The 22,466-nt window shown below is 71.3% G+C and carries 17 protein-coding genes and 1 pseudogene; 7 read left to right on the top strand and 11 right to left on the bottom strand.

The features are described 5' to 3' along the window. Positions 1–118: 118 nt before the first annotated feature. Positions 119–757, top strand: a complete 639-nt coding sequence (locus IF30_RS0131780; RefSeq protein WP_051711668.1) for a ParA family protein — start codon at positions 119–121, stop codon at positions 755–757. Next, on the top strand, positions 757–1,992 hold the full coding sequence (locus IF30_RS44095; protein ID WP_051711669.1) for a ParB/RepB/Spo0J family partition protein: 1,236 nt from the start codon (positions 757–759) through the stop codon (positions 1,990–1,992). The genes IF30_RS0131780 and IF30_RS44095 overlap by 1 nt, the downstream gene beginning before the upstream one ends. Positions 1,993–2,385: 393 nt before the next feature. Here the strand turns inward: IF30_RS44095 and IF30_RS0131790 are convergent, their stop codons facing one another. The 7 genes and pseudogenes from IF30_RS0131790 to IF30_RS0131820 form a co-directional block, all read right to left on the bottom strand. Next, on the bottom strand, positions 2,386–2,931 hold the full coding sequence (locus IF30_RS0131790; protein ID WP_037901792.1) for an NUDIX hydrolase: 546 nt from the start codon (positions 2,929–2,931) through the stop codon (positions 2,386–2,388). Between the two features lie 1,031 nt (positions 2,932–3,962). Continuing rightward, the gene (locus IF30_RS0131800) at positions 3,963–4,793 is read right to left on the bottom strand and encodes a hypothetical protein (protein WP_030244924.1); all 831 of its coding nucleotides are present in this window, start codon (positions 4,791–4,793) and stop codon (positions 3,963–3,965) included. After that, positions 4,777–5,223: a hypothetical protein gene (locus IF30_RS49810; RefSeq protein WP_234322928.1), complete on the bottom strand. Its 447-nt coding sequence runs from the start codon at positions 5,221–5,223 to the stop codon at positions 4,777–4,779. The genes IF30_RS0131800 and IF30_RS49810 overlap by 17 nt, the downstream gene beginning before the upstream one ends. Before the next feature lie 155 nt (positions 5,224–5,378). Next, a pseudogene (locus tag IF30_RS49815) lies at positions 5,379–5,612 on the bottom strand (aldo/keto reductase); the annotation flags it as partial. A 56-nt stretch (positions 5,613–5,668) separates the two neighbouring features. Then, a complete protein-coding gene (locus tag IF30_RS0131810) occupies positions 5,669–6,856 on the bottom strand; it encodes a JmjC domain-containing protein (RefSeq protein ID WP_030244925.1) in 1,188 nt (395 codons plus the stop codon). 12 nt (positions 6,857–6,868) lie between these two features. Further along, positions 6,869–7,009, bottom strand: a complete 141-nt coding sequence (locus IF30_RS48820) for a hypothetical protein (protein WP_199807964.1) — start codon at positions 7,007–7,009, stop codon at positions 6,869–6,871. A 181-nt stretch (positions 7,010–7,190) separates the two neighbouring features. Then, complete coding sequence (locus IF30_RS0131820; RefSeq protein ID WP_051711670.1) at positions 7,191–7,685, bottom strand: ATP-binding protein; 495 nt, start codon at positions 7,683–7,685, stop codon at positions 7,191–7,193. Positions 7,686–7,888: 203 nt separating this feature from the next. Here IF30_RS0131820 and IF30_RS42280 point away from each other — a divergent pair, with 203 nt between their 5' ends. Further along, a complete protein-coding gene (locus tag IF30_RS42280) occupies positions 7,889–9,202 on the top strand; it encodes a helix-turn-helix transcriptional regulator (protein WP_051711671.1) in 1,314 nt (437 codons plus the stop codon). Next, a complete protein-coding gene (locus IF30_RS0131830) occupies positions 9,199–10,017 on the top strand; it encodes a class I SAM-dependent methyltransferase (RefSeq protein ID WP_030244931.1) in 819 nt (272 codons plus the stop codon). Before IF30_RS42280 ends, IF30_RS0131830 begins: the two co-directional genes overlap by 4 nt. Before the next feature lie 446 nt (positions 10,018–10,463). Here the strand turns inward: IF30_RS0131830 and IF30_RS0131835 are convergent, their stop codons facing one another. Beyond that, positions 10,464–12,881 (bottom strand): ABC transporter permease, encoded by a 2,418-nt coding sequence (locus IF30_RS0131835; RefSeq protein ID WP_030244933.1) that lies wholly within the window; start codon positions 12,879–12,881, stop codon positions 10,464–10,466. An 82-nt stretch (positions 12,882–12,963) separates the two neighbouring features. Further along, a complete protein-coding gene (locus tag IF30_RS0131845; RefSeq protein ID WP_199807965.1) occupies positions 12,964–13,719 on the bottom strand; it encodes an ABC transporter ATP-binding protein in 756 nt (251 codons plus the stop codon). A 142-nt stretch (positions 13,720–13,861) separates the two neighbouring features. On the opposite strand from IF30_RS0131845, the gene IF30_RS0131850 reads away from it, so the two are divergent. From IF30_RS0131850 to IF30_RS0131860, 3 genes are all read left to right on the top strand, one after another. Further along, positions 13,862–15,073, top strand: a complete 1,212-nt coding sequence (locus tag IF30_RS0131850) for a sensor histidine kinase (RefSeq protein ID WP_199807966.1) — start codon at positions 13,862–13,864, stop codon at positions 15,071–15,073. Then, positions 15,070–15,753, top strand: coding sequence for a response regulator (locus tag IF30_RS0131855; RefSeq protein WP_030244939.1), 684 nt, complete (start codon positions 15,070–15,072; stop codon positions 15,751–15,753). The genes IF30_RS0131850 and IF30_RS0131855 overlap by 4 nt, the downstream gene beginning before the upstream one ends. A 302-nt stretch (positions 15,754–16,055) precedes the next feature. Beyond that, positions 16,056–20,309: a WD40 repeat domain-containing protein gene (locus IF30_RS0131860; protein WP_158835625.1), complete on the top strand. Its 4,254-nt coding sequence runs from the start codon at positions 16,056–16,058 to the stop codon at positions 20,307–20,309. Positions 20,310–20,598: 289 nt separating this feature from the next. Here IF30_RS0131860 and IF30_RS0131865 read toward each other — a convergent pair whose 3' ends face one another. Both IF30_RS0131865 and IF30_RS0131870 read right to left on the bottom strand, forming a co-directional pair. Next, positions 20,599–21,483, bottom strand: coding sequence for a hypothetical protein (locus tag IF30_RS0131865; RefSeq protein WP_030244943.1), 885 nt, complete (start codon positions 21,481–21,483; stop codon positions 20,599–20,601). Positions 21,484–21,835: 352 nt separating this feature from the next. Then, positions 21,836–22,303: a DUF6623 family protein gene (locus IF30_RS0131870; RefSeq protein ID WP_030244945.1), complete on the bottom strand. Its 468-nt coding sequence runs from the start codon at positions 22,301–22,303 to the stop codon at positions 21,836–21,838. Positions 22,304–22,466 lie beyond the last annotated feature (163 nt).

Genomic DNA, 22,466 nt, shown 5'->3' on the forward strand with positions numbered 1-22,466 from the left:
GGACACTGTCCCGGTCCGCCGTCGTCGGCTTTGAACGGCGGGCATCCGCAGTACCGGGCAACACCGCCCGGGAAGCCCACGGAGAGAACGGAACATCATGAAGCCATCTGTGCTTGTCGTGTCCACCGACCCTCAGGGGTCCGCCGTCGTCTGGGCGGAACGGGTGGGGGACAACCTGCCCTTCGACTTCATGGCGGCGCACGAGCAGGCCGATCAGCTGATCCACCTGAAGAAGACCGGCGCGAAGATCCACGTCATCGCCAACCAGAAGGGCGGCGTGGGCAAGACCACCACGACGGTCAACCTCGCGGCATGCACGTTCGACGTCCTCGGCGAGAAGGACGAGTACGAACACATCTTCATCGACACGCCCGGCACCCTGGCGGACGAGGAGATCCTGCGCAGCGCACTGGAGATCGCGGACGACGTCCTGGTCCCGATGATCACCGAGCCGCTGTGCTTCGACCCGACGGCGCGGACGATCCAGAAGGTCATCGAGCCGATGGACATCCCCTTCCGGATCGTCGTCAACAACTGGGATCCGCGCGACGGTCGCGCCGACCTCGAGGACACCGAGGCGTACATCGCCGCAAGGGGCTGGCCGCGCGCCAAGACCGTCCTGCGTCGGTACAAGATCCACTCGCGGGCGGTGGCCGAGGGCACCGTCGTCACCCAGTACAAGGAGAGCGGCACCGCCTACCGGGCCCGCGAGGACTTCTTCCGTCTGTCCCTCGAGCTCGGCTACGGAGGCCGCTGATGGCGGGCCGTCGCGTCTCCTTCGCCTCGATGGCCGCCGACCCGGTCGTCGACGCCCCGGGTGTCGACGTCCCGGGTGTCGGCAGCCGCGCCGGCGACACACCGGCGCGGTGGGTCCCCACCGCCAACTGCCTGCCGAACCCGCGCAACCCCCGCGACGAGCTGGGCGACCTCTCCGACCTGGCGAGCATCAAGGACCGCCAGCTGCAGAGCTGCCTCGCCGTCACCCCGGAGGCCTACCTGCGGCTGTGGCCTGAGGACCGGCAGACGCTCGGCGCGGGTCCGCAGGACGTGGTCATCGTCAACGGCAACCGCCGCCGCGCCGCGGCGCAGCTGTACGGGCGGGAGCAACTGCTCGTCGTCGTCGACGACACGGTGGCGGAGTCCAAGGCGACCCTGCTGCGGGCGGCGCTCGACGAGAACATGGCGCGCAAGGACTTCGACCCGATCGAGGAGGCCAACGCGGTCCTGCTCATCGTGGCGCAGTACCCGACCGCCAAGGAGGCCGCCGAGGCGGAGGGCTGGTCCCAGAGCTGGATCTCGCACCGCAAGAACCTGCTCAAGCTCCACCCGGAGCTGCAGCGGCAGGTGAGGGCCAAGGCGCGCGGCGAGGAAGGTGTCTCCATCAACGTCGCGCGGCGCCTGGGATCGGTGCGGGGCATCGAGGAGATGTCCCTCGCCGAGCAGACGGCGGAACTGGAGCTGCTGCTCCAGGCCGACGCCGACGCGGTCGCGGCCAAGCGGGCGGCGAGGCTGGAGGCGAAGGCCGCGGCCAAGGAGGCCCCTGCCGCCGCTGCCCCTGCCGTCGCTGGCCCCGCCGCACCGGCTCCGCAGCCACCGGTCGCCCTCGCGCCGGTTACGCCGGCGCCGGCTGCCCAGCCGGCCACCCAGCCGGCCACCCAGCCGGCCACCCAGCCGGCCGCGGAAGTCACGCCGTTGGTGGCGGAGCCCGTGGTTCCCCCAGCGGCCCGGCCGGAACCTGCCCCACAGGCTCCGCTCGCGAACGCTGAGCCCACGTCGAGCCCCGACCGGTTTTCCGCGGAAAATTCCGAGCCGCTCCCGATGCCGGAGCAACGCGAGAAGCCCGCAGCCGCCACCCCGCAGGTGGAACTCGGCACCGTCGACTGGCACAACGTCGAGGAACTGGCAGACGCCATCTGCCGCACCCTCTCAGCCGACGAGGCCTACCGCCTCGCCGACGCCCTGGCGAACCGTCTGCTGACGACCAACGCCTGACTCGTCGGCCGTGTCCCGCCGCACCTCTCGGGTGCGGCGGGACACCCAGCCCCCTGAGGCACTGGCGGGCCAACGGGCGAGACGGCTCGCTCTTCTCCTCGCCTCGGTCGGTCTTCTCCTTGCCTCGGTCGGGCAGGCCGCTGGCGCTGTGAGGGCGGGTGGCACCATGTCAGGTGCTCCTCGACTTCTCAACAGCCCAACCACGCCGCCGACAGCGACGCACTGGCAGACCTCCGATGCCGACATCCGATCAGCCGAGGAACGGCAGAGCCGCCAATGCGTCGGAGGTCAGGGAGTCTCCTCCTCCCCGTACAGGCGGGGGTCAGCCGGGCGGTGCGCTCTACCAGTGGGCGGACACCGCCTCCTCCCCGCACCCGCGGGGGCAGCCGCCGGTCACGCTTGTTGAGCCAGCCGGTGCGGACCCAAGTAGTAGCTGAGCGCCGCATGCGACGGGCCATCCGCGACCTCGCCACTGGTCAGCAGCTCGACCACCTCGGCCTCTGTCAGCCACTCGATCCTGCTCGCCTCGGAAATGTCCTCCGGCTCGCCTACTCGCGTACAGCCGGTGACGTGATACGAGCGGAAGTGGGCGTCGCTGATCCCCGCCATGGCGTCGTATTCGGTCAGCAGCTCGACCCGGCCGGGGCGCCACCCGGTTTCCTCCTCGACCTCCCGGGCGATCGCCGCTGCCGGGTCCTCACCGGGCTCGGCCCACCCGGCGGGTACCTCCCAACCCCAGCGGCCGGTGATGAACCGGTGTCGGTAGAGGAGGAGGAAGCGGTCGCGCTCGTCGGTGACGACGGCGATAGTCGACGCCCGCGGGTAGCGGACGACGTGGTGATCGATCCGGCCGATACCGGGCACGTCCACGTCGTCCAGCCACACCTCCACCCAGGGGCTGCCATAGACCTGTCGCCGTCCGAACGTCTCCCACTCCATGCCGGCCTCCTCACGCGCGGACTGACTGCGCCCTCGACTCTCTCACGTGCGTGGCGAGCTCTCGCACGGGCCGCTCAGCTGCCCACGGTGCGAGGAAGTCCAACCCCGCCACCGGCCCCGCTCCAGGAGCGTTTGCACGGTCGAGGTCGCAGGCGGACTGGTCAAGCAAGGCCAGGGCCCCGGCCCGGTCGCCGCCGGCGGTCAACGCGTGGGCCAGGTTGGCGGCGGCCCAAGCCCGTCGCCGGGGCGCCGCGCTCTCAGCGTGGACTGTGGCCTGCCGGAGAAGAGCCGTCGCGGTGTCGCGGCGGCCTGCGGTGTACTCGACGATGCTCTGCATGGTGAGGCGCCATGCGGTCAGGTCGTCAGCCTCTCCCTCGCCGGCCGCGACCGCTCCGAGGGGGAAGTGCGCATCACTGCGGCTGCGGTCGCCGAGGTCGTGCTGCGCGAGTCCGAGAAAGCCGCGACGATGGCCGGTATCCGTACCCCGCGGCGCCGGCCTTCTCGCTCTGGTGGATGGATAGATCTGGTACCAGGCGAGGAAATCCGCTCCTGCTGCGGGCTGGTCGATGGCCCAGGTGGTGCCGGTGGCGTCGTGGTGGTGACGATCACGGCTCCGTTGTCGGAGAGCATGACGCGGGGTCACCGGCGAAGATCATGCTCGAGTCGCCGAGGTAGGAGACGGTGCTGAATCCGGTGGTCGGGCCGCTCTGCCCGAACTAGGCGATGTGCCCGTTGGTGGGCCGGGCGAACACGTTGACGGTGCCGCCGGCTCCGGAGGACAGCACGGACGCGGTCCGTCCAGTGGGGCCACCGGAGACGCTGATCTTGTCCCAGACTGCGAACGGCGATCCCGCCCCGGAAGCGGCGCTGTGGGGAGACCGAGTTCGACGGCCTCGACCGGTCGACCGCCAGCATCCGCACCGGTCCGAATGGCGCCTCCGCCGAGGATATGCGGAGGACCCCGGTGAGCAACTGTGGAGGCTGACCTTTGCGACCCCTCCGCCCTCGACCAGGGGGGTGAGGGCCGGTCATCAGGTGAGCGCGAAGAGTCGCCTACGCAGGTGCTCCTCAAGGTCGAGGTTGTCGCCCCGAGTAGTGGTCTGCAGCAGTTCAGTGATGACGACCAGTTCGGCGAACTGCCCGGCTGGCGTGTCGAGGATGTGCTCGAGCCGGCGACGGACCTGGGCGGCGGTGCCTGGCACGAGGAGGCTGTACGAGTACAACAGCGCCGCGTCGTACCCGGCAGGCGCGACGCCCCAACCTTCCCAGTCGAGCACCGTTAGGGCCGGACTTGTGAGGTTGGCCCAGTGCAGGTCACCATGGGCCGTCGTCCAGGCGGGCACCTCCGTATCGATCGGGATGCCCAGGTATTGGGGCATGGCGCGATCCAGGTATTCCTGCCGGACCGCCACCCGGGCGCTGGGAACGGTGGCAATGGCGTCGAGGGCGGTGCTGAGCGAGTCCCACCAGGCGTCGTCCAGGTCAGGTGCTTCCCGGAGGATCGGCTCGTGGGTAGTGATGGTGGAGGCGGTGATCTTGTCGTACAGCTCCGCCAGGTAGCCATGCTCGCCCTCGGTCCAGGTACGCCGCTCCCGCAGGCGCGGCCTTGGCACCACAGGAGGAATGAGCTGTTCTGCCTCCTGCGGTCCCTCCCAGAGCTTGCCGCCGGCCTTGTCGGCCAGGGCGGAAGCCAGGCGGAGCCAGCGCTTGCCAGATGCTGTCTCAACCGGGCGGCTGAGGGTACGCCCGCGCCAGCCCCATACCTCGTGGGAGCCGATCGGCGTCGCGTCGAGCGCTGCTGCTGCTGTGGCGTGCATTTTGCGCATCCGTCTGGCGATGTCCGGCTCAGGTTCCGAGTACATCAACGACCCTTCGGAGTACGTCCGGAGACAACGGCGGTTGGCCGACGGCTTCGCTGGCCCGGATCCAGTGTTCCGGGCTTCCCGTCGACAGGAGCACGCGTTTCACCCCTGGGGCCGACGCAACGACGGCGAGGGCGGTCGCGGCAGGGGTCTTGCCAGGAGTGATCAGCTCGGACAGTTCCGGGGTCACCATGCCGGGGATCTCGCCGCCGTGGAGCGGGGCGGAGGCGAACACCTCCAGTCCCGCGCCCAGGGCGTCGACCAATGGGCCGCGGCCGTCGAGAGCCTGGGCGACGGGCGCGAGGTGGACGAGGGAGACCGGGAGCTGGATGGCCCACAGGTGATGATTCGGCCCGCCCGCCTTGGCCGCGAGTTCAAGCAGCGCGGGTACGTCGAAGAGACCGCTGCTGAAGCCGCGCCAGGTCGCCACTCCATAGGCGCTGATAATCTGTTGGCTGCACGCCTCCTCCAGAGCCAGGAAGGCGTTGTAGAGCCGGCCGGTGATCCCGCCGTCCGGGCAAGCGTGCTCGGGTTGTGCACGAACACCAGGTCAGGTACCCGGTCGAGCATGAGCCTGCTGCGCGCGAGCTGCCAGGCGATGTAGCCCGGGGCGAGACAGTGTCCGCGCTCGGCATCCGCTGCGGACAGAGCCCCGGCTCGCACACCGATGTACCCGGCGCCAGCTGGCACGAAGCCCACCTTGGTGGAGACGCACAGATCCGGGTATGCAGCCAGAATCGCGCCGAGCGACGTCTCCGCCCGGCCGCCTGCGTAGTTGGGCGCTGTGTCCACCCAGTCTGCGCCTCGGGAGGCGGCCATCAGCGCGTCCTTGGCCACATCGAGGCAGCGGTAGGTGCCGAGACCCAGCCGAGCGGTCACCGAAGGCCTCCTATTGCGGCGGCCTGGCCGTCTACCAGCTCGGTCAAGGCACCGGCCGCCTGGTCGAGGGTGATGCCTGCGGCCAGCGCGAGATCGGCCAGCCGGTGGGGTTCCCCGTCGGCGAGGAGCGCGAGCATCGGTTCAGCCTTGCTGGCGAACGTCCACTCCTCGCCGCCCGCGGTCAGCCGGACGGTGCCGTCGGACGCGGCCGAGAGCGCGGGCCGGGTGGTGACCAGGCGTACCTCCAGGTCGGCATCCGGTGGGGCTGCCGTGATGTGGGGCAGCGACGGCGCGAGCCGGGCTCGCTCGGTGGCGTCGCGAGCGGAGGAGAAGCGGGCGATCAGGTCGTCGCTCTCCAGCTCGGCCGCGAGGAGCTTGCCGATCATGGCGAGGAAGGCGCGCTGTTCCTCGGCGGTCCCGAAGCGTGGGATGTCCGCTCGGATGATCTCGTGGGCGCGCAGCATCTCCGACAGCCAGGTGATCAGATCGGCGCCGGTTGTGCTCTGCAGTCCACACGTGACGTGCAGCGAGTGTTTGCCCTCGGAGGCGGCGACGGCGTGCCACCAGCCTCGGGGCAGATAGAGCACATCGCCGGCGGTGAGGACCAGATCGACAACGGGCTTTCCGGGCGGTGGTTCCGGTGTCTCGACGTCGCGGTGCATCGGCACCGTGCGGGTGGGGCCGTAGATGCGCCAGCGCTTCGCACCGTCCAGCTGGACGACGACCACGTCGTGATCGTCCCAGTGGACACCGAAGCCCTCGGTGCCGGTCCAGGAGGCATACAGGTTGACCTGCACGCCGGTCCGCAGCCAGCGCTCCAGCTGGCCGGCCAGAGCGCCGATGCTGGGGTGGAGTTCGTCGACGGCGTCCAGGACCAGCGTCGCACCCTCGGCGAGGCGCTTGTGCAGTTCGGAGGGCTGGAGCTGTTGCCAGACGGTGCTCCGCCGGGTGGTGATCGGCCGGGAGTAGGTGTGCGCGGGCACCTGCTCCCCGTTGGCGGCGAGGCGGAAGCGAGGGGGTTCCAACCGGTGGTGGGTCAGGATGGCGTTGAGGTCATCCCAGCGCATCAGCCCGGCGAGCGACGCGGCTTCGCCGCGTGCGACCTTGAAGCTGCGGCCGAGCGTCTGGGCGAGGAAGTCATCCCCGCCCAGACGCTCAACCACCGAGAAGTGCTCGGTAGTCATTGTGATGGTCCGTCAGTCGTTGGTGTCGGTCCGGCCGGTGGAGCCGCCGTCCGACGGCTGCTCGCCACGCGAGCGGGCCGCGGCGACCTTCGTACGGGCGACCAGCAGGCCGTCGCCCTCCAGCTCGGTGCCGGTCGTCAGGTTCTCGGGCATGAAGCACTCCTTCGGTTTCATGGGACGGGCTGACTGCCCAGCCCCGTCGTGGGTGCAGCGATGGATCCGTTGCCGGGGCAAGCCGCTGGCAAGGAACCTCAGGTGCTTGTGCCGCGCGGCTGTTGACCAGCGCGGCCACCTGAATCCCCCCAAGCCCGCGTCGGAGCGGGAGGAAGTCTTTTCAGGCACTGGTCGGGAGGACGTCCCGTGCCTTCGGGACCGCGGCCCTCACCAGCGTGGTGAGTCGCTCGTCGCCCGAGACGGCGGCGGTGGTGCCGACCTCGAACCAGATCCGCTTGCCGGCGGGGTCCGGCTCGGCGCCCCAGTTCGTCGCGAGCGCTGCCACCAGGAACAGCCCTCGCCCGTCGGTGGCGTCGAGATCGATCCCGCAGGCAGCCGGCAGTTCGTGGCCGGCGTCCGTCACCTCGACGCGCAGCCGGTCACCGTCCCAGGACACGCATACGACGCATGGGGCGTGGGTGTGAGACACGGCGTTGGTGATCAGCTCGCTGGACAGCAACTCGACATCGCGGAGCGCGTCCTCCGCGAGCGGCAGGCTCCAGCCGCGCACGACCTGTATCACCCGCCGCCGGGCGTTCGGCACGGCCTCGGCACTGGGCAGCACGCGAAAGCCGAACGGGGCGGGGGTGATGGCTTGGCGGGTGGCGACGGACATGAGCGCGGTCCTTTCACCGGGACGAGGTCGGCAGCGGGCCGATTCGCGCCGGGATTCACCCGGCAGGTATCTACAGAACCGCCTCCAACGCGGTTGAACCAGAGCAGAATTGAGGTGGCAATGAGGCATCCGTGTCGCAAACCCGGGCATGACCTGGCCTGTTACGGCTGCAGACGAACTGACGTACCTCTGGAGGACGCGGGATGGCATCCAGGAGGTCCCGGCTGATCCAGCGCAGGGAGGCGGTCGGCCACACCCAGGAATCCCTGGCTGAAGCCCTCGATGTGGACCGTACGACCGTGGGGCGATGGGAGAGCGGCAGGGGTGCCCCGCAGCCCTGGATGCGGCCGAAGCTCGCCCGTGTCCTGGAACTCTCGGTCGACCAGTTAGCCGACCTGCTGGCAGCGCCCCCTGCAGCCGCCGAAGCAGTTCTACCGCCCAGCAGCGTTGGCGAAGCCTCGCATCCTGTACCTGCCCGGCACACGGACCGCGACAACGATCTCGTCCTGGCCGTGGCAGCCGACTCGGCAGAGTCCGCGCTCTTCCTTCGCTTCGCGAGCGCGTCCAACGTGGACGACACGCTGCTCGAACAGGTCGACGCGGACATTGCGAGGCTGGCAGCGGACTACGTGAGCAAGCCGGTGTCCGAGCTCTTCCACGACATCGGAACCCTGCGGCGAGGAGTGTTCGACTTGCTCCGAGGCCGCCAACGCCCGTACCAGACAGGCCATCTCTACCTGCAGGCCGGGCGTCTCTGCGGCCTGGCCACCCATGTCGCCCTCGACCTCGGCCAGTACACAGCTGCGGCTACGCATTCGCGAACGGCGTGGCGTTGCGCGGAGTCAGCCGGCCACAATGGTCTCCGGGCCTGGATCCGATCCGTCCAGTCCCTGATCGCCTACTGGCAGCAGGACCACCACCAGGCTGCCGAACGGGCCAGAGCAGGACTGCCGTACGCGGACGGCGGCACGATCGCAGTCCGCCTGCTCAGCCTCGAAGCACGGGCCACTGCCGCACTCGGCGACCGTGTGAGCGCGCTCCGGGCTGTAGAAGCTGCCGCGGCGGCGCGGAGCGCGGTAGCCGCCGTGGATCTTCCCGGCGTATTCACGTTTCCCGAGGCCAAGCAGTGGACCTACGCCGGCACCGCTCTCCTTACCCTGGGCAGCCAACGCCACGTGAACCACGCCATCGAGGCGTCCTCCAGGGCTATCGGCCTTTATGAGTCAGCACCGCAGCAGGAGCAGTCCTCCGGCGACCTGCTGGCCGCCCGCCTTGACCTCGCCAACGCCCACCTCGCCCACGGCGACCTCGACGGCGTGCAGGAGAAGCTCTCGGTGGTGCTGGGCGCCGCCCCGGATCGGCGAACAGCGAGTATCTCCAGCCGCCTTCGGGCGCTGAGCACTCGTCTCGCCGAACCCGCTTTCGCAGGCTCCCCGATCGTCCTGAGTCTCCGTGAGAATGTCAGAGAAGCCTGCTCTCGGCCCGCACTCACGAACCCTCCGGAGCTGCCACAGTGACGAGCAACACCGCACCGCAGAACGCCGCTGTCGCCGACAAGGCGATCCTCGTGAACACCGCCTACGCTGACGGACGCCACCTGGCCGCCCGCCAGTCGATTTACCGGTGGCAGCAGCCGCAGTACGATCTGCCCGGGATCGTCGTCGAAGAGCTGGCCAGCACAAGCGGGATCGTCCTCGACGTCGGCTGCGGCAACGGCAAGTTCGTCAGCCGCCTGCACAAGGACCGTCCGGACCTTCAGGTCGTCGGGATGGACATCTCGGCGGGCATCCTCGCCGACGTCGAGAAGCCGGTCCTGGTGGCCGACGCCCAGGCCCCGCCCTTCGCCGACAACAGCGTCGACGCCGTGCTGGCCCTGCACATGCTGTACCACGTCGGCGACATCGCGGCCACGATCAAAGAACTGGCCCGAATCCTCCGGCCTGGTGGCGTGCTCATCGCGTCAACCAACAGCGACACCGACAAGCAGGAACTGGACCAGCTCTGGGCCAGGGCCGCCGGAGACATCCTAGGGATTCCCGAAGGGCCGACACGGATCTCCCTCAGTTCCCGCTTCTCCTTGGAGAAGGCCCGCGATTACCTCAGGGCAGAATTTACGGACATCCGGGTCCGGGAACTGCCCGGCACCATCGAGATCACCGACCCCGCGCCGATCATCGCCCACCTTGCCTCCTACGAGGCATGGGCCGACCAATGCGGTGTCCCGTTCCACGAGACTGTCAGCAGGGCGAGCGGGATCGTCGCGGACGAGATCGCGACCAATGGTTCATTCAAGGTGGCATGCCGGGGCGGCATCCTCGTCTGTCTTCCGTAAACCCGGATGGCGGGGTTGCGGCTTGCAGCCGCCTTCAGGGTCCTGGCAACTATGCCGTTCGCGACCACCGTCCCGGCGGTAGCGCTGCTTTCTCGGCATTGTCCCCCTCCCGCCCGCAGGGGTCAGCCGATGACGGCCCATCCACACGTCCTCCCCGCACGCGCGGGGTCAGACGGCGTACGTCTGGGATTTCAGGTCCTCTGTAACCGCGACAACGGCTCCGTCTCGCGGTTCCATGCACGGGTCGGGGACGCTGCCCGCCATGCTGGGTGCCTCTCACGCTCTGTGGTGAGGGGAAACGCCGGAATGCCGACCTCCCGAGGCGGCAACCGGGGAGGTCGGCATTGGCGTTCTTGCCGCGCCGTGCAGTGTCTCGGCACCGCTCGTGCCGCGGCGACCAGCGGCTCCGTACGGTCCTGCTGGGTCCTGCTCGCTCCTGTTCGGTCCTACTCGGTCCGCAGCGCCGTGGCGGTCCGGGACCGGGCCGCCCAGCCGGCGGGCAGCAGGGCGCCGAGCAGGGCGATCACGATCCCGCCGGCCAGCAGGGGGATGAGCAGCCCGGCGGTGTAGACGTGGGAGACGCTCGGCGGCAGGTGCCGGCCGATCGCGGTCCCCATCGGGGTCAGTGTCGCCTTCTCCACCGCGACCCCGAGCGGGACCCCGATCAGTCCGGCGATCAGGCCGGTGAGGGACACCGAGGTCATGACCATCGCGACGGTCTGTTTGGGCGTCATCCCGAGGGCCTTGAGGATCCCCAGGTCATGGACGCGCTCCCGGGTGTCCTGCACCACCGTGCTCAGCACCCCGAGGGCGGCGACCGCGATCAGCATCAGCGTGAGTGTGGCCACCAGGGCGCCCATGGTGATCATGATGATGTTCTTGCCCCCGCCGGAGTTCGGCTGGACCGAGGCGTTCAGCGGGGTCAGCGCGGCGGCGGCCGAGGTGGACCAGTTCGATCCGTCGACGTGGTCGGCCAGCTCGACGTTGAACAGGTCGATGTGCGGGGTCAGACCGGCGGCGGTGAAGGTGGCCGCATCCGTCATGACCGTGTAGTCGCCCTGGTTGGTGTCGAAGTTGATGCCGACGACCTTCAGCGACAGTTGCTTGTTCTGCTGGACCACGGTGACGTCGTCACCGACGTGGATCCCCACCGCCGAGGCCAGCTTGTCGCCGACCACGGCCTCGCCGGGCGCCGAGTACCAGCGGCCGGACAGCAGTTCCATGTGTGTCCAGGAGAAGTCGCCGGTGACGGTGAACACCCTCGGCGGTTCGCCGCCGGGCGGGGCGCCGACCATGGTCGCGCCGCTGTCGCCCCAGCCGAACGCGGCCTTCGTGCCCGGGATCCCGGCGAGCGCGGCGGCCACCTCGGCGGCGTCCAGGTGCGGGTTGCGCGGGTCGTTGGGGCCGTAGAGATCCCAGGGCACGCCCACGTCGGCTGTGGGCATCACGAACTTCGACGCGACGTTGAAGCCCGAGGTGCTGGTGTCCAGGTACCTGTTGAACCCGGACTCCAGCCCGACCGCGAACGTGGCACTCACCACGCCGAACAGCACCGCCGCACCGACGAGTACGGCCCGGGCGGGCCGGGCGAACGGTTGGGCCAGTCCCAGCGAGACGGCCCTGGGCAGCGGCAGCCGCGAGGCCAGGCGCTGCGCCGTCCGACCGCCGCCGGCCTTGGGGACACGGCCGACCAGCAGCGCCTGCACGGTGGGCATCCGGCCGGCCCGCAGGGCCGGGATCGAAGCCGTGATGCCGACGATCAGCAGGGCGCCCAGCGGCACCACGGCGCTGACCCACAACGGGATCGTGGCACTGGTCGCACTGGCCGCGCCGAGCTGCTTGGAGGCGCCGTCCAGGATCGGCACGGCCAGGAGGTTGCCGGAAACCGTGCCGAGCACCAGGCCGAGTGTCGCCGGGACCATGGCCTGCGCGGTGTAGGCGCGGGCCACCTGCGAAGGGGTGAAGCCCAGCGACTTCAGGATCCCGATGCGCCGGGTTCCCGCGGCCACCGCCCCGCTGACCACGATCGAGATGATCAGCACCGACATGAGCAGCCCGAGGATGCCGAAGGCGATCAGGAACGGCACGTACGTCTTGGCGTTCCCCGTTACTTGTCGCTCCGCGGTCAGGTACGACTGTCCGGCCTCGACCGAGCCGGCCGGTGCGGCGGCGGCCACCGCCTGCTTGTCGGCGGCGACGTCGGCGTCGGTCCCGGCTTCGGCGAACCGGTAGAGCATCTGGAGGTCGGACGGGGCACCGGCGGCGGTGAGCCGCGCGAAGCCGTCGGCGGTGGCGAAGGCGGTCGCGCTGTCGGTCACCGAGTTCGCGAAGCCGACGACCTTGAACGACGGCTTGCCCGGCAGGGAGGAGAACACCACCGAGTCGCCAAAGCAGTCGGTGGCGTAGCGCTGCCACGGCAGGGCGATCTCGCCCGGGCCGGTCGGCCAGCGCCCCTGGGTCAGCGCCAGCTGGTCCATCCCGGAGGTGCTGCCCGGGTCGGGCCGGGTGGTGACGGTGATCGGACCGTTGTCGTGCCCGGCCCGGTCCTTCCCGGGGCAGTCGGTGCCGATCGTCGTGTCCAGGGCGGCGGAGACCGGGTACGGTCCGGCCGCCTCGGTGACGCCGGCGGTGTGCGCGGTGGCGGCGGCCTGCGCGGCCGTGACCTTCGAACCGTCGAACTGGACCGCCAGGTGCGCCCCGTTCCGAGCCCGGAAGGCGTGCTCGAACGGGGCCTGTACGACAGTCAGCAGACCGAGGGAGAGTACTGACGACGTCACCGCGGCGAACGTCGTCAGAGCCAGGACGACGGACTGGACCCGGCGGCGGCCCACGCCGGAACGGACGACCTTGCCCAGGGCACTCACCGGCCCACCGCCGGCAGCAGGCGGGCCACGGCCCGGGAACCGACCTGGACGACGCGCCAGGGCATCGGCGGCTTGCGCAGCGTCATCGGACCCCTCCCGCCGGACGGGTCAGCGGTGTGCGGGCGGCCGGGCCGGCCCCGCTGCCGTCGTTGATGACGTCCCGTTCGATCGCGCCGTCCACCAACTCGATCGTGCGGCGCGCGGTGCTCGCGGCCAGCTGCACGTCGTGGGTGACCAGCAGGATGGTCTGGCCGTCGCTGTTCAGCTCCAGCAGCAGCTCGCGCACGTCCGCGGCCGAGCTCGAGTCCAGAGCGCCGGTCGGCTCGTCGGCCAGCAGCAGCGCCGGCTCGTTCATCAGGGCCCTGGCCACCGCCACCCGCTGCCGTTCCCCGCCGGACAGCCGCTGCGGGTAGGCCTTGGTGTGCCGGTCGACGCCCAGCGACTCGAGCAGCTCGACGGCCCGCCGCTTCGCCTCGCCCTTGCCCATCCCGGCCAGCTGCGCCGGAACCATGACGTTGTCCAGCACGGTCAGGTCGTCCAGCAGGTTGAAGAACTGGAAGACCATGCCGATGGAGGCCCGGCGGTACTTCGCCGAACCGGCCTCGCCGAGCTGGTCGACGCGGGTGCCGTCGACGGTCACGGTGCCGCTGGAAGGCTTGTCCAGACCCGCGATCAGGTTCAGCAGCGTGGACTTGCCACTGCCGGAATGGCCGAGGATCGCCACGCACTCGCCGGCCGCCACGGACAAGGTGACGCCGGCCAGTGCGGGCGGGCCGTCGTCGTACTTCTTCGTCGCGTCGCGAAGATCGATCATCGGTGCATGCGTCGCATTCGTCATGACCACGAACCTAGGAACGGACCACGGTCCACCGCGTCGGCCGGCGGATGTCACCTCCTCCCGGGCCGTCGGGCCGGGGGCGTATCCGGCGTACATCCCCGGGGCGACGCGCGGAGCCGACGCCACTGAATACGATCACCGCATGGAACAGCTCCTCCAGCGGCTCTCGACGTCCAAGCGCGTGACCTGGCTGATGTCCCAGGCCGTGGTGCTGGCCACCGCCTGCCTGTACGCGCTGACTCTCGCCCTGACGATGCTGCCCACGGACTGGGCGCACTACGACGGCCTGTTCCGGTTCCCCGACCTGGCGCCCTTCCAGATGCTCGGTCTCTGCGTCGTGCTCGCCCTGCCGGTTCTGCTGGTGCGCCGTCTGCCGGCGGCGGTCTTCGCGACGGTCCTGGGCGAATCGGTCCTCGGCGACGCCTTCGGCGCGCGGCCCTCGATCGTGTTCGTCCTGCTCGTCGGCTTGGCCGGGTACCTCGCCGTCCGGCGGCCCAAGGCTGCCGCCGTCGGCTCCGTCGCGGCCGTCCCGGCCGCGTTCTTCAACGACCTCCACGGCCGCGGGCAGACCGTCGGCGACGCGGCCCAGTGGGCCGGGCAGTTCGCGTTGTGGTTCGCGGTCGCGTGGATCTTCGGCGGGGTGTACCGCAAACGCCGCGAATACCTCGACGCCCTGCAGCAACAGACCGCGGCCCGCGTCGTCATGGCCGAGCGGCTGCGGATCGCCCGCGAGCTGCACGACAGCGTCGCGCACAGCATCGGGATCATCACGGTCCTGTCGGGAGCGGCGGCGCGGGTCGTGGAGACCAGGCCCGAGCAGACGCGGCAGGCGCTGACCGGCATCGAGACCACCAGCCGGGAGACACTGCTGGAGCTGCAGCGCATGCTCGGGGCGCTCCGCCGCGCCGAGCCGGACGACGCCATGCCGCAGGCCGCTCCCCTGGCGCCGGCCGGCAGCCTGGCCGACGTCCCGCAGCTCGCCGAACGCACGGCCGGCGCCGGGGTGCGGGTCCACGTGACCTGGCGGGGCGAGCGGCGCCCGCTGCCACCGGAGATCGAGCTGTCGGCGTTCCGGATCATCCAGGAGTCGGTGACGAACGTGGTGCGGCACTCCGGGGCGCGGACGTGCCGGGTCGCGGTCGGTTACGAGTCGACAGGAGTGAGGATCGAGGTGGTGGACGACGGGGACGACGGTCTCGGCGGGCCGGGCCGCCCGAGGTTCGCGGCGGGGGCCGGCGGGAGCGGCTTCGGCCTGCTCGGCATGCGCGAGCGGGTGACCCTGCTGTCCGGCCAGTTCAGCGCGGGCCGACGCCCGGAGGGCGGCTTCCGGGTGACGGCGAGGCTCCCGATATGAGCGTGCGGGTGCTGCTTGTCGACGACCAGCCGCTGATGCTCGTCGGGCTCGGGATCCTGATCGGCAACACCGACGACCTGGAGGTGGTCGGCGAGGCCGCCGACGGCCGCGAGGCGGTGCGCCTGGTACGGGAACTGCGGCCGGACGTCGTGGTCATGGACATCCGGATGCCGGGCATGGACGGGATCGAGGCGACCCGGCAGGCGACCGCCGAACCGGACCCGCCCAAGGTGCTGGTGCTGACGACCTTCGACGACGACGAGTACGTCTACGGCGCACTGCGCGCCGGCGCCAGCGGATTCCTGCTCAAGAGCATGGCGCTGGACGCGATCCTGGACGCGATCCGCGTGGTGGCCGCGGGTGACGCGCTGATCGCGCCGAGCGTGACCCGACGGCTGATCGCGGACTTCGCCGGAACGTCCGGCCCCGCGGCCCCCGAACCGGACGACGGGCCCGCCGCGGACTCGAGTCCCATCGCGGGGATCACCGACCGGGAGCGCGAGGTGCTGGCACTGGTCGGACAGGGGCTGTCGAACACCGAGATAGCCGAGCGGCTGGTGATCAGCGCGGCCACCGCGAAGACCCATGTCGCGCGCCTGTTCGCCAAGCTCGAGGCCCGGGACCGCGTCCACCTGGCGATCATCGCCTTCGACACCGGACTCGTGCCGCGTAGACGGTGAGGGCGGACGGCAGGGGCAGGGCCAGAAGAACGGTCGCGACCGCGAGTCCGCCGCGGCCCGGCCCGACCCGGCCCGACCGGGCCCGGGCCACGAACCCGCCGCGCGCCCGGCCCGTCCGGGCCCGGGCCACGAACCCGCCGCGCGCCCGGCCCGTCCGGTGCGTACATCCGGGGCGGCTATTTCGCGAAGGCCCTGCCGGCGGCGACCACCGCACCCTACCTTTTGCTCCTGATGCATCGTCATCCCACGTGCGCCGCACCGTTCGGCTCCGGCGTGCGTGGTGTCGCTGGGGAGGACGGCAGGTGTCGGTTCGATCGCTGGTGGTGGGCGCGGGCGGGTTCCCCGGACGGGTGGTCTCCGAGGAGGACCGGGCGGCCGGAACGGTCCCGTTCGGCCCGCTGCCGAGCGTCGCCGGCGCCGTGCGGCGGGTCGCGCGCGCACTGACCCGGGCCGGCGTGCCGACCGGTGAGCCGCTGCTGGATCCCGACGTCGAGACCGCGCGATCGGCTCTCGACCGGGTCCGGTCGGACGCGCTGCCGGTCGTCGTGCACTTCTGCGGCCACGGCGCGGTCGTCGGTGACGACCTGTACCTCGCGGTGCGGGGCAGCGACCCGGGTGACCTGCCCGCCACCGCCCTCAGCAGCGCCGAGCTGATCCGCCGGGTCGAGCACTCCCCGCGCTCCGGGCCGGCGCTGTTCCTGCTCGACGTCTGCGGGGGAGGGCAGGCCCTGGCGTCGCAGGCCGCCCTGCGGCTGTCCGGGGCGCGGCGCAAGACCTGGGTCATCGCCGCCTGCGCGGCGGACGAGGCCGCCTACGGTGCCCGGTTCAGCGATGCCGCCGCGGCGGTCCTGGACCGGCTCGCGAGGGGCTGGCTGGACCTGTCGCCCGCGCTGGGGCACGTCCCCGTGGACACGCTGGCTGCGGAGATCGACCGCGAGCTGCGCCGTTCGAGCCCGGACGGCGGCGGGCAGACCGTGGTCCGTACTCCGCACGACGAGGCCGTGCTGGAACCGCCACCGTTCTTCCGCAATCCGGGCCATGCGGCCGACGCGGCCGGGCGGTTCCTCGCCCGTACCGATGCCGCCCTGCGACAGTTCGCGGTCGACAGCGATCCCGGTCTGGATCTGCTGCACTTCGCCTCCCGGGCGGTCGGCACCACTCGGGCCGACAGCTGTCTCTTCAGCGGGCGCGCGGAGCAGCTGCGGGCCATCGAGACCTGGCTGGACGACGTCGACGGAGGACGGGGGAGGCTGTTGGTGGTCACCGGTGGGCCCGGATCGGGGAAGTCCGCCCTGCTCGGCGTCACGGCCTGCCTCACCCACCCCGCGCTGGCGCCGATCCGCCGGCGCGTCGTCGCCCGGGTCCGGGAATTCCGTCCCGCTCCGGCGGCCCGTGTCCTCGCCGTGCACGCCCGGCAGCTGACCACCCGGCAGGTGGTGGAGTCGCTGCTGCGCCAGCTGGACGGCAGGGGCGACACGGGGAACCCGGACGGGGCGGCCCCGGTGCGCGCGGGCCGAGCCCCGGAGGCACCGACCACCGGGCACCTGCTCGGCCTGCTGCGCACCGCCGGGCCGGTCGTGGTGATCCTCGACGCGCTCGACGAGGCGGCCGACCCGGGTGGCCTGCTGCGCGAACTGCTCCTCCCGCTGTCAGGCGCCGGACCGGACGACCCCGCCCCGCACTGCCGGGTGCTGATCGGCACCCGCCCGTGGTGGGACCAGCTCGCCGACCTGCGGCACGTCGTCGCCGCCGGGCGCGGCACCCTCCTCGACCTCGACGCCCAGAGCCGCGAGGACCTCGGCCGCGACCTGGAGGAGTACCTCACCGACCTGCTCTACCCCCACCACGCGCCCGCGACCGCACGTGCCGTCGCCCAGCGTCTCGCCCGCTTCGCCGATCACGGCGCGTTCCTGATCGCGGCCCTCTACGCGGACCACCTGCTCGGCACTCCCGCCGGCGAACCGGTCGTCGAACCTCCCTGCGAGCTGACCGCGATGTTCGACCTCCAGGTCGGCACGCTGGCCGCGGCCAACCCGTGGATCCGCCCCGTGCTGGCCGTCCTCGGCCACGCGCGGGGCCAGGGAATGCCGCTCGACCTGATCCACGCCGTCGCGTGCGCGCACGCGCCCGCCGAGGACGGCCCCGCCCTGCCGCCGAGCCTCCAGGACACCCGCGACGCCCTCACCCAGGCCTCGTTCTACCTGCGGACGACAGCCGACACGGACGGGCGGTTGCTGTACCGGTACTTCCACCAGGCGCTCACCGACCACACCGCGCCGACCGTCGATGCGGCGGTCGTCCTCCGGGCCCTGCTCGACGCCGTACCGGTGGGAGCCGACGGCAGGCCGGACTGGGCTCTGGCCCATCCCTACCTGCTGCGCCACCTCCCGACGCACGCGGACGAGAGCGGTCGGATCGACGGGCTCCTCGCGGACACCGAGTTCGTCCTGCGGGCCCGGCCGGACGCCCTGCTTCCGGCGCTGAAGACTGCGCGGAGCGGCCGGGCACGGCTGGTACGGGCCGTGTACCTCGCCTCCGCCGACCGCCACCGCGACGGGTCGCTCGCCGACCGTCGGTTCCTGCTCGCGCTCGACGCCGCCCGTCACCGGGCGACGGAGTTGCACCGGGAACTCTGCCGCGACCTGGTGTGGCGGCCGCGCTGGGCGACCGGGATGCAGACCAGCCCGCAGCTGGAGGCGACGTTGACGCAGCCGACCGAGGTGAAGTCGGTGGCGACCACCGTCCTCGACGGCCGGCCGGTCGCGGTCAGCGGAGGCCTGGACGGCACGGTGCGGGTGTGGGACCTGACCACGCGGACCCAGCGGGCCCTGCTCAGGGGTCACACCGGCATCGTGGGAACGGCGGCGTGCACGGTGGTGGACGGCCGCGCCGTCGCGGTCACCGGGAGCTGGGACAACACGGTACGGGTGTGGGACCTGGCCACCGGGAGCCGGACCGCCGTGCTCGCCGGCCACACCGGCTGGGTGGAGACACTGGCCTGCACGGTGGTGGACGGCCGCGCGGTGGCGGTCACCGGGAGCTGGGACGGCTCGGCCCGGATGTGGGACCTGGCCACCGGAAGGCAGACCGGCGGAATCCTGGCCGCCGCCGGCGGCGGACACGTGGCCGCGGTGACGTGCACCGAGATCGACGGGCGGCCCGTCGCCCTCCTCTTCCCCCTGATCTCGCCCGCCCTGGTGTGGGACCTGGAGACCCGTCAGGTGAGGGAGCTCGACGCGGGCGGGGCGGACGTGGCTGCGGTGGCGTGCACCGAGATCGACGGGCGGCCGTTCGCCGTGACCGGCCACTGGTTCGGAGACGTGGGGCTGCGGAACCTGGACACCGACGGCCCGGCGGACACGCTTCGCGGCCATACCAACCACGTGGAGGCCCTGGCCTGCACCACGGTCGGCCGACGGCCCGTCGCCGTCACCGGCAGCGGAGACGGATCCGTACGGGTGTGGGACCTCGAGGCCCGATCCGCGCGGGCCGTCCTGGGCGGCCACGGAGCCGCCGTCGACGGTGTGGCGTGCGCCGTCGTGGACGGTCTGCCCGTCGCCGTCACCGGCAGCCGGGATTCGACCCTGCGGGTGTGGGACCTGTCCTCCACCGCGGAGTCGAACGGCCTCCGCGGCCACACCGACGAGGTGCGCACCGCGGTGTTCACCGAGATCGGCGGCACCCCCGTTGTCCTGAGCGGTGGTTGGGACAAGACGGTGCGGGTGCGGGACGTGGAGACCGGGGTGGAACGGGCCGTCCTGTCCGGCCACAGGGCGGGGGTGACGGCGGTGGCGTGCACGGTCGTCGACGGCACGCCCCTCGCCGTCACCGGCAGCCTGGACAGCTCCGCGCGGGTGTGGGACCTGGTCACGGGAGACCAGAGGATCGATCTGCGGACGCCGAACCGGGAAGCGGTGGACACCGTGGCGTGCGCGACGTTCGACGGCACGCCGGTCGTCGTCGGCGGCAGCCGGGCGGGTTGGGTACGGGTGTGGGATCTGACGACCGGCAAGCCCGTGAGTGACGTCCTCGACCACGAGAACGGCGTGGACGCACTGGCCTGCACCCTCGTCGACGGCAGGCCCGTGGTCGTCACCTGCAGCAGGGACCACGCCGTGCGGATCTGCGACCCGGTGACGGGCGAGCGGCTCGCCGTCATGACCGGGCACCCGAACGAGGTGTACGGGGTCGCCTGCACCGGGGTCGACGGCCGCCCGGTCGCCGTCACGGCCGGTCAGGACCGCACGGTCCGGGTGTGGGACCTGGCCACCGGCACTCCGGGCGCTGTGCTCACCGGTCACACGAGCCTCGTGAGGGCGGTGGCGTGCGCCACTGTGGGAGGGCGTCCGATCGCCGTGACCGGCGGCTGGGACCGAACCGTCCGGGTGTGGGACCTGAAGACCTGCGAGGCTGTCGCGGTCCTTCCGCAATCCGCCCGGGTCGAGGCCGTCGCCGTCCGACCCGACGGCACGATCGCGGTCGGCAACGGCTGGGACGTGGTCGTGCTCGACCCCGCGGACGGCAGTGCGAAGACGGGGCCTTCACACCGGGGGTAGCCGGACCGGGAGGACGGCCCGGCGGCGTCCGTCCGGGACCCGGTCCGCGGTGCGGCGGGACTCTCGGGGGGAGGCGCCGTCAGGCCGCGGCCGACGGTCGAGCGGCGTCGGCCGTCAGCGCGGGCTCCCGGCTCCTTGCCGCCGCGAGCACGGCACCCGGGCCTCGCGGCGCACACTTTCGCGGCTCCCGGTTCGTGGCTCCCGGTTTCGTGGCTCCCAGTTTCGTGGCTCCTGGTCCGTGGCTCCCCGGTTTGGGCTCCCGGTTTCGTGGACCACGGCTGCGGCTGCGTCAGTCCGACAGGTACGGCGCCATGGCGGTCGCGGTGAGCCCGTCGGCCAGGTATCCCTTCAGCGCGTGGAAGCCCAGCACCCCGGTGTCGGTGACCGCGTGCCTGTCGACCGGGAACATCCCCCCGAGCTCCGGCGGCAGTGCGATCGGATCGCCCGCGTCCGCGATGTTCACCCACCGCCCCACGCCCGGCGGGCGCGTGCCCTTGCCACCCCGCGGTTCAGGCTCCAGCTTCCGTGCGAGCCCCGGCAGCCCCAGGGGCGACCCGAGCGTCACGAACAGCTCGACCTCCAGCTCGGGATACGCGTGCAGTGCCTCCCAGGCGACCACCGACCCGAGTGAATGCGCGACCAGCACCTGCGGGCGGTGCCGGCGGACGGCGTCCGCCACCACCGCCCGCGCCGCCCGTCGGCGTTCGGGGCGCGAGGTGTAGGAATCGGTGTCCCGCAGGACCGCCACGATGACCCGTTCGATGAGGTCCATCAGGAGGTGGCGCGTCCGCGCGGTGAGCTTGCCGCCCTGGCGTTCGCTCGCGAGCCATCCCACCGCCTGCCGCACCGGAGCGAGCCACCCGGCCTGCGCCTCCCTCGGCTCCGGAACCCCCATCAGGAGCAGCCACTCCCACGCCTCCAGGAGCTGCGCCTCCGACAGGTCCTCCAGCCGGTCCTCGTGCACCCCGGCCTGCTGCTCCAGGGGCGCGTTCGTCAGCAGGTGCGCGTAGTAGGCCATCACCACGTCCGGGACCGGAACGTGCGTCAGGCGCGCCGCGGCCAGCCCCTGCTCCAGGACCTCCCGGTACTTCACGCCCTTCGCCGTCGCCGCCTCCTCCGGTGTCAGATCCGGCTCGAGGTTCCAGATGCCGTGAACCACTACGACCGCGGCCATGCCCACCCCTCCGTGAACCCTCGGGCGCGTGGGCCCGTCCCCCGGCCACGCTGCCCCCACTCTGCACCACGGCGTGGACAACGACCACGACGGTGTCGAGGTGCCCGAGTACCGGACTCGGGCACCTGGGAAGCGGTAGCTAGCAGGTAGCAGGTGGCAGGTGGCAGGTGGCAGGTAGTCGGTAACCGGTAAAGCCGGCCGGTAGCCGATGCCGGGCGCCGGTCATCCACCCGGCCGTGGGGCAAAGGCGAGGCCCCTCGACGCCGCCATCCTCACCACCGTGACGTCAGGCCATGTGATCAGGGCCAGTAGCGTTCGCCACGATGTCAAGAGCAGCCAGACCGACTGGTGGTCAGGTCGTGAAATCACCACCCGCCGTTCCGAGGATCAGACGCGAGGGGGCGATCGGCGTGTCGAACCCGATCGCCGCGACGACGAAGAACGAGATTCCGATACCGAAGGCCACGGAATGGGGCTGATCCAGGTTGAACGTGTTCTGACCGTCCAGCCCGGTGCGGTGTTCGCCTTCACCGGAGAGGTCCTCGAATTGCTGGATGGGCCCTCCGGAGGCGTCCCAGACGTGCACCCGGCTGAGCCGTCCGAACCCGACGTCGGTCTTGAACAGCACGAAGACCCTGACCAGGTTGGTCCGGACGTCGTTGACGATCACCGGCGTCGGCACGGCGATGTGGAACCAGCTGCTCTTCCCGGGAGTGATGTCCACATCGGAACCCCACCCGAAGTGTCCGTTGCGGCTGAGGTTCTCGGGATTCTCCACCACCATGGCGTTCCCGTGGACCCAACTCGCTTGCAGCGCCACAATACCCACCTCCTCGGCAGGTTATTTCTTTTCTTGCAGTCTCACACTCCGCAGCCATGGCTTCAAGAGTCCGGCCCCGCATACTTTCCGCTATCGCGGACCCCGGCACAGATTCGTACAGTAACGGTGAATTCGGCGGCCCCATAAGGGGATCGGTGCGAGG

Origin of the sequence: Streptomyces sp. NRRL S-350 (genome assembly GCF_000719705.1) — a bacterium.
Lineage (GTDB): Bacteria > Actinomycetota > Actinomycetes > Streptomycetales > Streptomycetaceae > Kitasatospora.

Bases quoted from the DNA above. Each gene is read 5' to 3' on its own strand.
- IF30_RS44095 (WP_051711669.1), top strand. From the start codon at position 757: ATGGCGGGCCGTCGCGTCTCCTTCGCCTCGATGGCCGCCGACCCGGTC.
- IF30_RS0131790 (WP_037901792.1), bottom strand. From the start codon at position 2,931: ATGGAGTGGGAGACGTTCGGACGGCGACAGGTCTATGGCAGCCCCTGG.
- IF30_RS0131800 (WP_030244924.1), bottom strand. From the start codon at position 4,793: ATGTACTCGGAACCTGAGCCGGACATCGCCAGACGGATGCGCAAAATG.
- IF30_RS0131810 (WP_030244925.1), bottom strand. From the start codon at position 6,856: ATGACTACCGAGCACTTCTCGGTGGTTGAGCGTCTGGGCGGGGATGAC.
- IF30_RS48820 (WP_199807964.1), bottom strand. From the start codon at position 7,009: ATGCCCGAGAACCTGACGACCGGCACCGAGCTGGAGGGCGACGGCCTG.
- IF30_RS0131820 (WP_051711670.1), bottom strand. From the start codon at position 7,685: ATGTCCGTCGCCACCCGCCAAGCCATCACCCCCGCCCCGTTCGGCTTT.
- IF30_RS42280 (WP_051711671.1), top strand. From the start codon at position 7,889: ATGGCATCCAGGAGGTCCCGGCTGATCCAGCGCAGGGAGGCGGTCGGC.
- IF30_RS0131845 (WP_199807965.1), bottom strand. From the start codon at position 13,719: ATGACGAATGCGACGCATGCACCGATGATCGATCTTCGCGACGCGACG.
- IF30_RS0131850 (WP_199807966.1), top strand. From the start codon at position 13,862: ATGGAACAGCTCCTCCAGCGGCTCTCGACGTCCAAGCGCGTGACCTGG.
- IF30_RS0131855 (WP_030244939.1), top strand. From the start codon at position 15,070: ATGAGCGTGCGGGTGCTGCTTGTCGACGACCAGCCGCTGATGCTCGTC.
- IF30_RS0131865 (WP_030244943.1), bottom strand. From the start codon at position 21,483: ATGGCCGCGGTCGTAGTGGTTCACGGCATCTGGAACCTCGAGCCGGAT.